This window comes from Frigoribacterium sp. RIT-PI-h, from assembly GCF_001297205.1.
Classification (GTDB): domain Bacteria; phylum Actinomycetota; class Actinomycetes; order Actinomycetales; family Microbacteriaceae; genus Frigoribacterium.
In genome coordinates, this window is the sequence record NZ_LHOZ01000064.1 from 44,861 (window position 1) to 58,669 (window position 13,809).

Sequence of the window (13,809 nt, forward strand, 5' to 3'; positions counted from 1 at the left end):
ACCGACCCCGGTCGGCCCGCATCACCACCCACCCCCTAAGGAACACGTGACAGCCACCCCTCGTGCCATCGAGCTGCTGCAGATCGCCGCACGCGCGGCCGCCGACAAGCAGGCCGACGACCTCGTCGCCCTCGACGTGTCCGGCCCCCTGCCCCTGACCGACGTGTTCCTGCTGGCCACGGGCCGCAGCGAACGCAACGTGGTCGCCATCGCCGGCGAGATCGAGGACAAGATGCTCGAGGCCGGCGTCAAGACGCTCCGCCGCGAGGGTCGTGCCGAGGGCCGTTGGGTCCTGCTCGACTTCGGTGACGTCGTCGCGCACGTCTTCCACGACGAGGACCGTCAGTACTACGCGCTCGAGCGCCTCTGGAGCGACTGCCCGACGATCCCGCTCGACGTGCTGACCGAGTCAGCCACGACGCCGACTGAGGTCGCCGTCGACGCACCGGCCGAGGCTTAGTCGGCCCGCGCCTCCTCCGTTTCGCCGCGTCGGCGAGACGTCACGACATGCCGCTCACCTCTCGAGGTGAGCGGCATCTGGCATCGCCCGGGGCATCCGCCAGGTGGTGGGCACCACGCCAGGAGACGGACACTGCGCCAGGTTTTCGCCTGGTGCCGTGACCACATCCTGGCGTCGTGACCGGTCCGAGTCCGTCCACGCGCCACCACGACGTCGTGTGGCGGGGCGACCAGCGCCGGGGGGATGCACGTCGGTCAAGCCAGGACGCATACCGGTCGACCCGGGAGGGGGTGAACTTGCGGCCCCGAAAAGTGTAGTAATGTAGACGAGTTGCTTCCGACGGGGTGAAAACCTCACAAGAGCGACAGTTCTGGGTCTGTGGCGCAGCTGGTAGCGCACCTGCATGGCATGCAGGGGGTCAGGGGTTCGAGTCCCCTCAGATCCACCAGAACCACCGAAAGCCCCTCCTCGCGAGGGGCTTTCGTCGTTGTCGGGCCGTCTCTTCGAGGGCGACGGTGCCGACGCCGCCACGAAGTAAACACTCCGCCACGAGATGTCGTGGCGGAGTGTTTACGGCGTGGCGGGCGGGGCGGGTCGGCCCCGCCGTGCGCTGACGCCGACGGGCGCATGCCCCGGCCTGGCCCCGCGCCGACGGGCGCAGGAGACGCAGCGGCCCAGGAGGCGCGGGTCGCGTCAGACGCGGGCGCGCAGGTCCGCCGACGCCCGGGCCGCGCCCTCGGCGAGCAGACCCTGGTCCGCGTGCACGAGCTCGCCGTCCCTCACGACCGGGTCGCCCCCGACCCAGAGGCGGGCCCGCGGCGGCCTCCCGGCCCGCCCGCGGGCGGCCACCGGATCGGCGATGCCCGCGAACGCCACCCCGCCGACGCGCCCGAGGGCGGGGACGGCGAGCTTGCCGACCTCGATCGAGCCGAGGTCGGCGTCCCGACCGAGCACGCGGGCGCCGCCCATCGTCGCCAGGCGAAGGCCCTGCCGGACCGAGAACGCGTCCGCGCCCGAGCGCAGGCGCCCGAACAGCACCGCCTGCCGGAACTCGGTGCCGAGCTGCCCGGACTCGTTCGACGCGGCACCGTCGACCCCGAGCCCCACGGGGGCCCCCGCGCGCAGCAGGGAGGCGATCGGGGCGATGCCCGCGGCGAGACGACCGTTCGACGAGGGGCAGTGCGCCACACCCGTCCCCGTCGCGGCGAACCGTCCGATCGCGTGGTCGTCGAGGTGGACGCAGTGGGCCATCCAGACGTCGTCGCCGAGCCAGCCGAGGTCCTCGAGGTACTGGGTGGGCGTGCGGCCGAGGCGCTCGAGGCAGAAGGCGTCCTCCTCGACGGTCTCCGAGCCGTGGGTGTGCAGCCGGACGCCGAGCTGTCGTCCGAGCACGGCGGCCTCGCGCAGCAGGTCGGGGGGGACCGAGAACGGCGAGCAGGGCGCGATCGCGATCTGGGCCCGCGCGTCACCGGACGGATCGTGGAACCGGGCCACCGCCTCCTGACTGGCACGCAGCGCGGCGTCCGTCGTCTCGACGGCGAAGTCCGGGGGCAGGCCGCCCTGCGACCGACCGAGGTCCATCGAGCCGCGCGTGGCGTGCAGGCGGACGCCGACCGTGGCGGCCGCCCGGACGATGCCGCCCAGGAGGTCGCCGGCACCGGCCGGGAAGACGTAGTGGTGGTCGCCGACGGTCGTGCAGCCCGACCGCGCCAGCACGGCGATCGCGGCGGCGGCCCCGGCCTCGACGAGCGGCCCGTCGAGGCGCGCCCCGGGCGGGGAGAGCGCGACGAGCCAGGCGAACAGGATCGAGTCCTGCGCGATGCCGCGGGTCAGCCACTGGTAGAGGTGGTGGTGCGTGTTCACCAGGCCGGGGGTCAGCAGGTGACCCCGGCCGTCGACGCGCTCGACCGGGATCGGCGCTGCAGCCGGCGCTGCCGAACCGAGGACCGACCCGGGTGCGGCGAGCCCGGCCGTGCACCACGCGGGGGCGGGCCCGGGCCCGACCGCGACGATGCGTGACCCGTCGACGACGACGTGCCCGCCGGCGTGCTCGGTGTCGTGGTCGTCGACCGTCGCGACGTGGGCGTTCTCGACGACGAGCCGCCGGGTCGGCGCCGCCGAGGCGGAGGCGGAGGCGGGGGGCGGCACCCCGCCAGCCACGCCGCGGTCTCGGCCGCGGGCCGCGCCTTCGGCTCCGCCGACGCCCCCGGGCACGCGACCGGGCTCAGCGCGCGCGCGGCGAGCTGCTCGGCGGACAGGCCGAGGGTCGGGCGGGCCAGCGCGTACTCGGCGAGCACGCCGGGCCCGAACAGGATCGGGTCGTCGGCGTTGATCGAGCACCGCACGCCGGCCTCGACGAGGCGCTTCAGCGGGTGGTCCTCGATCGTCGGGATGACCGAGAGCAGCACGTTCGAGGTGAGGCACACGTCGAGGCAGACGCCCTCGGCGGCCAGGCGTGCCATCAACGGCTCGCTCTGCACGGCCGTCACGCCGTGCAGGACGCGGTCGGCACCCAGGACGTCCAGTGCCTCCTCGATCTGGTCCGGCCCGGCGAGCTCACCCGCGTGCGGCGTCGAGAGCAGGCCCGCGTGCTTGGCGATGCGGAACGCCTCCTCGTAGCGGGCCGCCGGGTTGCCGCGCTCGTCGTTGGCGAGGCCGAGCGACACGACGCCGCGGTCGGCGTACGCGGCGGCCAGGTGGGCCAGCTCGTTCGCGGCCTCGACGCTCTCGGTGCGGTCGACCGTGATCATCAGGCCGACCTCGACGCCCCACCGCTCACCGCTCTCGGCGCAGGCCGCGAGCATCGCCCGCAGCGAGGCGTCGAGCGACCCGAAGGTGGCGACGTAGAACTGCGGGCTCGCCCCGAACTCGACGTAGGCGACGCCCTCGTCGGCGCAGTCCTCGATCGCCTCGTCGATCAGGCGGAAGAGGTTCTCGCTCTCGGCGAGGACCACGAGCATGCCCTGGTACGTCGCGCTGAACTCGCTGAAGTCGCCGAAGCTGGTCGGCATCGGCACGATGACGCCCGACGCTGCCGCCATGTCGGCCAGCGAGTCCGGTCGGATCGCCGCCTCCATGTGCAGGTGCAGGTGTCCCTTGGGGAGAGCGCGCAGGTCGCGCACGACGGCGTCGGCGGGCGAGGGGGCGGACGCCGAGGAGGCGCGGGGGGCGTCGGCGGGGGGGGGGGTGGTCACGAGCGGGCTCCGTGGATCAGGGCGTCGACGAACGACGGCAGGAAGAGGTCGGTGTGGACGGCGGTGACCGCCGTCGTGTCGGTGGCCGGGTCGTGCGTCGACGGCTCGCCGGTCGGTACGGGGCCGTCCGGGTGCCAGTCGACCTCGTCGCCGTCGGCTGTGCGCATCACCCGGCCCCGCGTCGCGAAGCCGTCGTGGGTGATGCCGACGGGGCCGGTGACGCTGTCGGCGATCCACTCGGGGTGCACCATCAGCGCCGCGGCGAGGCCGTCGTGCACGGGGCTGACCCGGCGGCCCCAGGCGTTCCGGTAGAAGTCGAGGTAGGTCGCCAGGACCTCGGCGGCGAAGGTGCCGGTCGGCGTGCCCGAGTCGCGCAGCGCCGCGACGTGCGACTCGTCGGTGATGACCTGGGAGGTCGCGTTCACGCCGACCATGAGGCGCGAGGTCGCCGGGGCGGCGAAGACCTCGCGGGCGGCCACGCCGTCGTTCTGCACGTTCGCGTCGACCATGTCGGTGCGGCCGAGGGCCGGGAAGGGCCCGCTGCCACCCATGATCGTCACCGACCGGAACAGCGTCAGGAGGCGCGGTTCGGCCCTCAGCGCCAGGGCCACGTTCGTGAGCGGCCCCAGCGTGAGCAGGTCGATCTCGCCCGGGGACGCCCGGGCGACCTCGACGAGTCGCTCCGCCGCCGGGGTGTCGAGGAGCACGCGGGGGAGCGGCCGGTCGGCGACGACGTCACCGAGACCGTCGTGACCGTGCACGTAGTGGGCGATGTGCGCCTCCGCGTCCAGGGGGCCCTCGGCACCGCGGGCGACCGGCACCTCGTCGAGTCCGACGAGCCCGAGCACGTGTCCGACGTTGCGCAGGGCGTCGTCGACGACGCAGTTGCCGTAGACGGCCGTGATGCCCACGATCTCGACGTCGGGCTGCGCGGCGAGCCAGAGCAGGGCCAGGGCGTCGTCGATGCCCGTGTCGGTGTCGACCAGCACGCGGCGGGTCACGCTGCGGCAGGTCACGCTGGGGCCGGTCACGACGCGGTCGCCTTGCCGGCGTTGGGGCCCCACTTCGCGAGCACCGCCGTCTCGACGAACGTCGTGATCGTGTAGAGCACGATCGAGACGAGCGTGATGAGTACGACGATCGCCCAGATCTCGCCGTACTGCGACTGCGACTTGGCGGCCGTGATGGCCGCGCCGAGGCCCTCGTAGGTGAAGAGCCACTCGTAGAGCATCGCGCCGGTGATGGCTCCCGGCACGGCGATGCGCATCGAGGCGAAGAAGTACGGCAGGGCCGTGGGGAACGCGACCTTGCGCATGATCGTCCACCGGCTGCCGCCGTAGACCCGGATGAGGTCGACCGACTGCGCGCTGACCGAGCGGAAGCCGAGGCTCAGGTTGACCAGCAACGGGAAGAACACGACCACGCCGCCGATGAAACCGGCGGTGACGATCCCGTTGCCCAGCACGAGGTAGATGACGGGGGCCATCGCGAGCAGCGGCACGGTGCGCAGCAGCATGGCGATCGGCATGAACATGAACTCGACGGGCCTGATCAGCGTGAAGACGATCGCCACGACCAGCGAGCCGCCGACGCCGAACACGAAGCCGATCGCGGCGTGCCAGAGGGTCACGCCGAGCAGGCCGGCGATGTGCACCCGGTTCTCGGCCGCCGTGGTCTGGCTGAGCTCGGAGTCGACGAAGAACCAGCGGAACACGTCGGCCGGGGTCTTCGCGATGAACGCGTTGGCCTGCAGCACGACGATGGCGAGGTTCCACAGGATGCCGAGGATGATCGCCGAGATCGCGATCGTCAGCACGGTGCGGCCGATGCGCCGCAGGACGAACCGGGCCGTCGAGGAGGCGCTGGTCGAGTCCGCGGGGGCGGCGACGCGGGTGCCGGTGCCCGTGGGCAGGGTCGTGGCCATCAGAACCCCTCTCCGGCGCGGCTGTCGCCGGCCGACCAGGGCGTGACCAGTCGGCTGATCCGCCCGATGACGAAGTAGGCGATCCCCGCGATGCCGCCCGAGATCAGGGCCAGGGCCCAGAGCTTGACCGACGCCGCCGTGGCCTGCGCCGCGAGCAGCAGGATGCCGAGGCCCTGGTCGACGCCGATGAGGAAGTACTCGCCGAGCACCGCGCCGAGGAACGCGGCGGGTGCCGCCAGCTTCAGCGCCGCGAGGATGCTGGGCAGGGCGGCGATCAGACGGACCTTGACCAGCTGCGTCCAGCGCGAGCCGCCGTAGGCCGTGATCACGTCGAGCTGGGTCTCGCTCGCGGCCCGCAGGCCGAGCAGCGTGCCGATCACGGTGGTGAAGATCACGCTGAGCGCGGCCAGGAAGATCGACGTCGTCCGGCCGCCGGCGGGCGACATGAGCGTGACGATCGGCGCGATCGCGGTCAGCGGGATGCACGAGCAGACGACGGCGAGCTGGGTCGAGAGCCCCTCGAACCACGGCACGAGCAGCACGGCGAAGGCCAGTGCGAACGCGATCAGGTTGCCCCAGAGGAAGCCCCAGGCCGCGCTGCCGCCGGTCGCGCCGATGGCGCGCCAGTAGACGAGGTCGCTGAGGTCCGTGACGAGTTGGACGAGCACCTGGCCGGGCGGGGGCACCGACCCGGTCACCGAGAAGAGGGTGACGGCCACGACCTGCCAGATCGCGACGATCAGCACGATGCCGACGAGGGCGCCGACCCACGGCGGGGCCGCCGCCATCGAGCCGAGCACCGACCGTCGCTCACGCCCCCGGGCGGTCTCGGCCTGGAGCGCCACGCTCTGGCCCAGCTCCGCCTCGACCTCGCGCTCGGCGGTCTCGCGCGGCGACGTGTGCAGGTCAGTCATCGGCCACCGTCCCGTGCGAGCCGAACAGGATCTCCGAGATGCGGTCGACGTACGCGTGGAACTCCGGGGTGCGGGTCAGCTCGGGCAGGCGCGGTCGGGGCAGGTCGATCTCGACCACCTCGGCGATGCGGCCGGGCCGGGCGCTCATCACGGCGACGACGTCGGACAGGAACACGGCCTCGGCGATGCCGTGCGTCACCATCAGCGTGGTGGCGGGCTTCTCACCCCAGATGCGCAGCAGCTCGACGTTCATGCGCTGCCGGGTCATGTCGTCGAGCGCGCCGAACGGCTCGTCGAGCAGCATGATGGTCGGCTGCACGGCGAGGCAGCGGGCGATCGAGACGCGCTGCCGCATGCCGCCCGAGAGCTGCGCAGGCTTGGCCTTCTCGAAGCCCTTCAGGCCGACGAGGTCGATCAGGTCGTCGATCAGGCCGGCCGGGGGAGTGAGCCCGGAGACCTCGAGCGGCAACCGGATGTTGTTCTCGACGCTGCGCCAGGGCAGCAGGGCCGAGTCCTGGAACGCGATGCCCGTCTCGTGGCCGCGTTGCACCTCGGCCGCGGTCTTGCCGTTGATGACGACGCTGCCCGACGTGGGCGTCTCGAGCCCGGCCAGGATGCGCAGGATGGTCGATTTGCCGCAGCCCGAGGGTCCGAGCAGGCTGAGGAACGAGTCCTTCTTGGTGCCCAGGTCGATCTGCGTCAGGGCCTGCACGCTCTTCCGGCCGAGCTGGAACGACTTGGTCAGCCCCTGGATGTTGATGCCGGTGGCGAGTTCGGGTCGTCCGGCGGGGTCGCCCGTCGCCGTCGTGAGTGCGGTCGTGGTGCCGTCGGTCATGGTCATGCGGTGGGGATCGTGAAGGTCGTGATGAGGTCGGGGTTCTCTTCGTAGACCTCCTTGATGATGCTGAGGTCGAAGAGGTCGTCGGCCGACACGTCGGTGCCCATGGCCTTCAGCGAGGCGATGTTCTCGGCGACCAGCTCGTCGGTCATGGTGAACAGGCCGTTGGCGTTGACGTCCTCGGTGAGGATCAGGGTGTTCTGCGCCTCGGCCTCGGCGGTCTGCTCCTCGACGTCGAGGTCCTGGTCCTTGCCGTACTTCTCGGCGGCGTACTTCGCGCTCTGCTCCGGGTCCTTGACCGCGTCGGTCCAGCCCTTGATCTCGGCGACCAGGAAGGCCTTGAGCATGTCGCGCTCGTTGTCGATGGTCTCCTGCGTGACGGTGAAGGTCTCGGCGACGAACGGCAGCCCGTTGTCGGCGAAGCCCAGCACGACGGGGGTGAAGCCGTCCATCTCGGCGAGGATCGGCTCGTTCGTGATGTACGACATGTGCGCGTCGTACGCGTTGGTCTCGAGCGGGGCGATGTCGTACTGCGTGGCGACGAGCTCGACGTCGTCGAGCGTCATGTCGTTGGCCTTGAGGAAGCCCTCGAAGATCGTCTGGTTGCCGCCCGACTGCACGCCGATCTTCTTGCCCTTGAGGTCGGCCAGGGTGCGGATCGGCTTGCCCTCCTCGAGGGAGAGCAGGCAGAACGGGTTCTTCTGGAACGTCGTGCCGATGATCTTGAGCGCCGCGCCCTGCGCGACCGAGGGGCCGGTGAGCGAGGCCGACGACAACCCGACCTTGGCCTGTCCGGCGAGCAGCGCCTCCTCGGCTCCGGTCTGTCCGCCACCGGCCAGCAGCGTGACCTCGCTGAAGCCCGCGTCGGTGTAGTAGCCCTTCTCGGTGGCGAAGTACTCACCCGCGAACTCGATGTTCTTGATCCACGAGAGCTGCACGGCGATGGTGCCGAACGAGCCGCCGGACGCGGCCCCGCCGGACGCCGCGCCCGTGCCGGCCGACGAGTCGGTGCAGGCGGCGAGCAGGGCGGTCGTGCCCACGACGAGGGCGGCCGAACCGCCCAGGCGCAGGAACCCGCGGCGGTCGAGGGAGGAGTCGCGGAACGCGGGAGGAACGGAGAGAGGGCTCATGGGGGAACTCCTGAGGTTCGTTCGGGTGAGGTGTCGAAAAGCTAGACCCGGACTGTTTCATCGTCGTTTCGGTCGTGTTGCCGTCGTCGTCGACCTCGCGGGACGTTAGTTTCGGGGCATGGCCACCCGGGAGTCGTCCGAGAAGAGGGCCGAACTGCTCGAGCGCGTCGTCGACCACGTGCTCGAGAACGGGGTCGGCCAGCTCACCCTGCGCGCCCTCGCGACGGCGGTCGGCTCGAACAACCGCATGCTGCTGTACTACTTCGGCAGCCGCGAAGAACTGGTCGTGGCGGCGCTGCACGGCGCCGAACGGCGGTTCCCGGGCATCGTCGGGGTCGTGGACCACCTGGCCGGGCCGGACCTGCCGCTCGACCAGCGCCTCCTCGCCGTCTGGCGGACGGTGTCCGACCCGGTCAACCAGCCCTTCAACCGGCTGTTCTTCGAGGTGTTCGGCCTCGCGAGCTTCGACCGCGAGCGCTACGCCTCGCTGCTCGGCGACATCGGCACCGAGTGGGTGGGCCAGGTCGCGGCGGCGTACCGCGTCGAGGGCGTCGAGGAGGCGCGGGCCGAGTCGCTCGCGCACGAGACGGTCGCGCTCTGGCGCGGCTTCCAGGCCACGTTGCTCAGCGCCGGGTCGAGCGCCGCCGTCGACCGCGCGGCCGTCGACGCCACCGAGGCGCTCGTCGCGCGCGTCCGCGCCGCCGCCGTCGCCCGCTGACGGGCCACCCGTGTTAAGAGCTTGTTTCGGGGCTGGACTCTCGGTGAACCATCCGGTTCACTGACGGCATGAAGCAGATCCGTCTCGGTGTGTTCGAAGTCGCCGGCCCCCAGGTCGGCGGCACCCTCAGCTGGTCCCACCCGCGCAGCGACTCGCTCGGCTACCACGGGCTCGACCTGTGGATCGGCATGGCGAAGCTGCTCGACCGTGCGGGCTTCGACTTCCTGTTCTTCGCCGACGGGTTCGGCTACCCGTCGATCGACGGCGACCTCCCCGAGACCGCGGCCCGCGGGGGCATCAACTTCCCCGGCATGGACCCCGCCCTGCTGATCCCGACCCTGGCCCGCGAGACCGAGCGTCTCGGTTTCGTCGTCACCTCGTCGACCGGCCTCGACCACCCCGTGCAGTCGGCTCGCCGATTCGCCACGCTCGACCACCTGACGGGCGGCCGCATCGGCTGGAACATCGTCACGGGCGCCTCGCAGAACACCGTCGCCGAACTGTTCGGCCACGACGAGATGCGCGGCCACGACGCCCGCTACGACCAGGCCGACGAGTACGTCGACCTGGCCATGACGCTCTGGGAGGGCTGCTGGGAGGACGGCGCCTTCCGCGGTGACGCCGAGGCCGGCGTCCTCGCCGACCGCGACCGCATCCACCGGGTCGAGTTCGCCGGCGAGCACTTCCGCTCGTCGGGCTACTTCACGGTCGCCCCCTCGCCGCAGCGGACGCCCGTCCTGTTCCAGGCCGGCACGTCCGACCGGGGCCGCGCCTACGCCGCGCGCAACGCCGAGTGCGTCTTCGTCCAGGGGACGACGGTGCCGAAGACCGCGGCGAACGTCGCCGACATCCGGGCCAAGGCCGCCGCCCTCGGCCGTGACCCCGAGTCGGTCAAGATCATGGTCGGGCTGACCGTCACGGTCGCCCCGACCCACGACGAGGCCGTCGCCCTGAGGAAGGAGTTCGACGACCTGCAGACCGACGAGGTCGTCGCCGTCCTCTACGCGGGCAACACCGGCATCGACCTGCTCTCGCTCGACCCGTCACGCGACCTGACCCAACTGCAGGACGACGGCGGGCCCGTCGGGCAGATGGGGCAGAGCAACATCGACCGCTTCCTGCCGAAGGACGGCTCGCCGGCGCCGACCGTGCGCGAGATCCTCGACGACCTGCGCGGCAAGGGAACCCGCGGGCTCCAGCTGGTCGGCGACCCCGTCGAGGTCGCGGACGAGCTCGAGCGCCTGGTCGACGAGACCGACCTCGACGGCTTCCTGCTCGAGCCGATCTTCGGCACGGCCGACCTGGCCGACTTCGCCGACCTCGTCGTGCCCGAGCTGCGCCGCCGTGGCCGCATGCCGGCCGAGCCCGCGACGGGCACTCTGCGCGAGCAGATGCTCGGCCGTCCCGGGCCGCACCTCTCGGCCGACCACCCCGGCGCACGCTTCGCGGTGGTGCCGGCGACGGTCTGAGGTCGTCCTCGGCTCAGGAGGCGCGGGTCGCCCAGGCGCGGATCGCCGGGTACAGCTCGGGCAGCGTCGTCGCGCGGTGCGGCGGCCGGGCGTCCGGGGCGGGGAACCGCTCGACGAGGGCGGGCGGCGGTCCCGGGGCCGCGGCCGGCTCGAGGTCGGTCGGCCAGATGTCGCCCACGCTGAGCGGACGGTCGGGCCGGCCCTCGAGGCCCGCGGCAGCCCGGAGCCGGTCGCGCACGGCGGGCAGCCCGGTCGGCTTGCGCGCGTCGGTGACGATCTCGTCGACGCGGGCGGCGAGCCCCAGCCGCTCGAGCGGTTGCACGACGCCGTGCTCGGGGGAGTTCGTGACGAGCACCACGTGCACGGTGTCGGGCAGCGAGTCGAGCAGCTCGGCGAGTCCCTCGGGTGCCGTGGTCTCGAGACGGCCGTCGGCCAGGGCCGCACGGGCCCCGGCGTAGGCGGCCGAGCGGGCCGCGTCGTCGACGCCCAGTGCCCGCGAGACCCGTTCGGCGACGACGTACCCGTCGGGGGAGCCGTCGGCATGCGCGATCGCCTCGTCGACCCCGGCCGGCTCGTCGTCGACGGGGCTGCCCACGAACCGGGCCAGCACCGCCTCGACCAACCGGAGCGGGTGCTGTTCGTCGGTCGCCGTGAGGGCCTCGTCGAGGAGGCGCGCGTAGGTCAGCACGGGACCGTCGCCCAGGCAGACGGTCCCGTCGAAGTCGAGCACGAGGACGTGGGAGGTGGTCATCCCCCGATCCTGCCCCACGAGACGTGGGTCGGCGGGGCGTCGCCGCGACCGGAGCGTGCGGAGGGGCCGTGGTGCGGACGGCGCGACTGGGAGCACGCCAAGGAATGCTGTGGGCCGACTGTGCATTCCCTCCGCGTCGACGCGGGCGCGATAGAACGGGAGCATGAGCAACGAGCAGGACACCACGCCCACCCCCGACGACCGCCCGCGGCCCGCGTACGGCGAGTACGCGCCGCAGGGCACCGGGCAGCAGCCTGCCGGTCAGCCGGCCTCGCCCGACCAGGGGCAGCAGCCGGGGCAGGTGCCCGGTCAGCAGGGTGCGCCGTACGGCCAGCCCGGCTACGGCCAGTCCGGTCACGGTCAGGCCGGGCCGCAGGCGACCCCGACGACGGGCACGCCCGGCCCCGGTGGCATCGGTGCTTTCGCCGGCGCGGGCTACCCCCAGGTGCTGGCCTCGTTCACCAAGTACGAGGACGCCCAGTCGGCCGTCGACCTGTTGTCCGACGAGGGGTTCCCCGTCGAGAGCGTCTCGATCGTCGGGCACGACATCCGCACGGTCGAGAACGTCTCGGGTCGGCTGACCTCGGGCAAGGCCGCCGGACGCGGTGCCGGTGGCGGTGCCTGGTTCGGTCTGCTGCTCGGACTGCTGTTCGGCATCTTCGCCCCGAGCGCTGCGTGGATCGGCGTGCTGCTCGTGGCCGTCGGCCTCGGTGCGCTGTGGGGTGCCCTCTGGGGCTTCGTCGGCCACAAGATGCTGCGCGGCCGTCGCGACTTCTCGTCGGTCCGCACCATGGAGGCCGGCCGGTACGAGGTGCTGGTCCGCGGCGAACTCGCCGCCCGGGCGCACCAGACGTTGGCGCAGGGTCGCAAGATCGCCTGACCGGCGCCACCCGCGCCTCCTCGGTTCCGCCGTTCCGCGCCCGCTCCGTTCGTCGAGGCGGGCGCGGACGTGCGTGGTCGGGTGGTCACCCTGTCGTTGGTGCGCCAATCGTTGGTAGGCTGACGATCATGACGAGACCTGAGCGGCATCACGATCACGGCAGCAGGTTCGGCGACCTGGTCGAGCGCATGAACGCCCGGCTGCGGCCCTACATCGGCGGCGCTCAGCTGGGGTTGAAGAACGAGGCTCCGGTGGTCGCGCCGCAGCACGGTGGGGTCTGCCCGCTCTGCGGTGCGCCGATGGACGAGCACGTCGTCGACAGGACGGGCGTCCGCACCATGGTGCACTGCCCGGCGCCGCGGGCATGAGCGCCGCCGGTGCCCCAGGCGTGAGTGCCGCCGGTGCCCCGGGCGTGAGTGCCGCTGGTGCCCCGTGCGTGGGTGCCGCCGAGGTCGCGGACCCGCTCGAGCTCGAGAGCCAGATCTGCTTCGCACTCTCGGTCGCGTCGCGGGGGGTCGTGGCGGCCTACCGTCCGGTGCTCGAGCCTCTCAGGCTGACGCACCCGCAGTACCTCGTCATGCTGGCCCTGTGGCAGCACGCACCGCTCTCGGGTCGTGAGCTCAGCCGTCTGCTGCGGCTCGACCCGGGCACGCTCAGTCCGCTGCTGAAGCGGCTCGAGGCCCAGGGGCTGTTGACCCGAGGGCGACGGGCCGACGACGAGCGGGCGTTGTCGATCGAGCTGACCCCGGCGGGTGCCGCGTTGAGGCGCGAGGCCGAGAGCATCCCCGGGCGCATGATGGCGCGGCTCGGGCTGACGCACGACGAGCTCGTCGTGCTGCACCGCACGATGACGAAGTTGATCGTCGCGGCCGACGCCGAGGGCGACTGACCCCGTCGGTCTCCGGCGCGCCTCAGCGCAGCGGCGCGGGCACGGTCGCCGAGCGCGACCACACGACGTCGACGGTCCGTCCCAGGACGCGGGTCGCGATCTCGCCGGCCAGCGCCTCGCGGAAGTGCGTCGCGGCCCGCTCGTCCGAGACGACGACGTCGACCCGGAGGCCCGCGAGCTCGTCGGTCACCAGAGCCGGGCCGTCGGCGAAGCGCACGAGGTACTGGTGGTCCTTCACGGGCACGTTCTCGTAGTGGTCGCGGAGGCTCTTCTCGAGCAGGCGGACCGAGTGGATTCCGTCCTTCGGCTTCACGAGGGCGCTGAGCGAGATCATGCGTCGATGCTGCACCCCGGGGGCGACCGGGGCGTGAACGGGACGTGACGGGCGCCTGTGCGTTCGCCGCGCCTCCTCGGTGCGTCGGCCGTGCGCGGCGGGCGGGCGTGAGGGCCGCGTCGCACCCGGGGCCCGGTCGAGCTGTGCCGATCCCGACCGGTCGCAGCGCGCGAGGCGTGCCGAACCCGACACGAACTGCTCGACACGCCGTCCGGGAGGGGCCTCGGGCCGCGTGTCGTCACTCGGCTGTCGCGAAATGCACGGGCGGGCCGGGGTCCCGGGGTGGGGGGAGAGGGGTGAAGGAGTGC

Annotated in this window: 14 protein-coding genes, 1 tRNA gene and 1 pseudogene; 7 read left to right on the plus strand and 9 right to left on the minus strand. The window is 72.4% G+C overall.

The features are described from left to right. The first annotated feature begins 46 nt into the window (after window positions 1–46). Together rsfS and AEQ27_RS06905 are read left to right on the plus strand one after the other, a co-directional pair. On the plus strand, window positions 47–460 hold the full coding sequence (gene rsfS / locus AEQ27_RS06900; protein ID WP_054145983.1) for a ribosome silencing factor: 414 nt from the start codon (window positions 47–49) through the stop codon (window positions 458–460). Window positions 461–832: 372 nt separating this feature from the next. Next, window positions 833–908, plus strand: a tRNA-Ala gene (locus AEQ27_RS06905). A gap of 245 nt (window positions 909–1,153) precedes the next feature. On the opposite strand, the gene AEQ27_RS06910 is transcribed toward AEQ27_RS06905, so the two are convergent. The 7 genes and pseudogenes from AEQ27_RS06910 to AEQ27_RS06940 all read right to left on the minus strand — a co-directional run bounded on the left by AEQ27_RS06910 (window position 1,154) and on the right by AEQ27_RS06940 (window position 8,460). Next, the gene (locus AEQ27_RS06910) at window positions 1,154–2,620 is read right to left on the minus strand and encodes an 8-oxoguanine deaminase (RefSeq protein ID WP_369813604.1); all 1,467 of its coding nucleotides are present in this window, start codon (window positions 2,618–2,620) and stop codon (window positions 1,154–1,156) included. A 77-nt stretch (window positions 2,621–2,697) separates the two neighbouring features. Further along, a pseudogene (add, locus tag AEQ27_RS18280) lies at window positions 2,698–3,654 on the minus strand (adenosine deaminase); the annotation flags it as partial. After that, window positions 3,651–4,685, minus strand: coding sequence for a nucleoside hydrolase (locus tag AEQ27_RS06920; protein WP_161805504.1), 1,035 nt, complete (start codon window positions 4,683–4,685; stop codon window positions 3,651–3,653). The gene AEQ27_RS06920 and the pseudogene add, both read right to left, overlap by 4 nt. Beyond that, window positions 4,682–5,578 carry an ABC transporter permease gene (locus AEQ27_RS06925; RefSeq protein ID WP_054145986.1) on the minus strand — a complete coding sequence of 299 codons (897 nt, stop codon included), beginning with the start codon at window positions 5,576–5,578 and terminating at the stop codon, window positions 4,682–4,684. Before AEQ27_RS06925 ends, AEQ27_RS06920 begins: the two co-directional genes overlap by 4 nt. Beyond that, window positions 5,578–6,492, minus strand: coding sequence for an ABC transporter permease (locus tag AEQ27_RS06930; protein ID WP_054145987.1), 915 nt, complete (start codon window positions 6,490–6,492; stop codon window positions 5,578–5,580). Before AEQ27_RS06930 ends, AEQ27_RS06925 begins: the two co-directional genes overlap by 1 nt. Next, window positions 6,485–7,333 (minus strand): ABC transporter ATP-binding protein, encoded by an 849-nt coding sequence (locus AEQ27_RS06935; RefSeq protein ID WP_054145988.1) that lies wholly within the window; start codon window positions 7,331–7,333, stop codon window positions 6,485–6,487. The genes AEQ27_RS06930 and AEQ27_RS06935 overlap by 8 nt, the downstream gene beginning before the upstream one ends. After that, window positions 7,330–8,460 (minus strand): ABC transporter substrate-binding protein, encoded by a 1,131-nt coding sequence (locus tag AEQ27_RS06940; protein WP_054145989.1) that lies wholly within the window; start codon window positions 8,458–8,460, stop codon window positions 7,330–7,332. The genes AEQ27_RS06935 and AEQ27_RS06940 overlap by 4 nt, the downstream gene beginning before the upstream one ends. A 118-nt stretch (window positions 8,461–8,578) precedes the next feature. Here AEQ27_RS06940 and AEQ27_RS06945 point away from each other — a divergent pair, with 118 nt between their 5' ends. Then, window positions 8,579–9,178 carry a TetR/AcrR family transcriptional regulator gene (locus AEQ27_RS06945; protein ID WP_054145990.1) on the plus strand — a complete coding sequence of 200 codons (600 nt, stop codon included), beginning with the start codon at window positions 8,579–8,581 and terminating at the stop codon, window positions 9,176–9,178. Window positions 9,179–9,246: 68 nt separating this feature from the next. Next, a complete protein-coding gene (locus tag AEQ27_RS06950; RefSeq protein WP_052505346.1) occupies window positions 9,247–10,647 on the plus strand; it encodes an NtaA/DmoA family FMN-dependent monooxygenase in 1,401 nt (466 codons plus the stop codon). A gap of 13 nt (window positions 10,648–10,660) precedes the next feature. Here AEQ27_RS06950 and AEQ27_RS06955 read toward each other — a convergent pair whose 3' ends face one another. Further along, complete coding sequence (locus AEQ27_RS06955; RefSeq protein WP_054145991.1) at window positions 10,661–11,398, minus strand: hypothetical protein; 738 nt, start codon at window positions 11,396–11,398, stop codon at window positions 10,661–10,663. Between the two features lie 163 nt (window positions 11,399–11,561). Between AEQ27_RS06955 and AEQ27_RS06960 the strand changes: the two genes are divergently transcribed. The 3 genes from AEQ27_RS06960 to AEQ27_RS06970 all read left to right on the plus strand — a co-directional run bounded on the left by AEQ27_RS06960 (window position 11,562) and on the right by AEQ27_RS06970 (window position 13,167). Beyond that, on the plus strand, window positions 11,562–12,278 hold the full coding sequence (locus AEQ27_RS06960) for a general stress protein (RefSeq protein WP_235451007.1): 717 nt from the start codon (window positions 11,562–11,564) through the stop codon (window positions 12,276–12,278). 128 nt (window positions 12,279–12,406) lie between these two features. Beyond that, window positions 12,407–12,646: a hypothetical protein gene (locus tag AEQ27_RS06965; RefSeq protein WP_054145992.1), complete on the plus strand. Its 240-nt coding sequence runs from the start codon at window positions 12,407–12,409 to the stop codon at window positions 12,644–12,646. A gap of 44 nt (window positions 12,647–12,690) precedes the next feature. After that, window positions 12,691–13,167, plus strand: a complete 477-nt coding sequence (locus AEQ27_RS06970) for a MarR family winged helix-turn-helix transcriptional regulator (protein ID WP_235451008.1) — start codon at window positions 12,691–12,693, stop codon at window positions 13,165–13,167. 22 nt (window positions 13,168–13,189) lie between these two features. Here the strand turns inward: AEQ27_RS06970 and AEQ27_RS06975 are convergent, their stop codons facing one another. Continuing rightward, a complete protein-coding gene (locus AEQ27_RS06975; protein ID WP_043596011.1) occupies window positions 13,190–13,501 on the minus strand; it encodes a hypothetical protein in 312 nt (103 codons plus the stop codon). Between the last annotated feature and the right edge of the window lie 308 nt (window positions 13,502–13,809).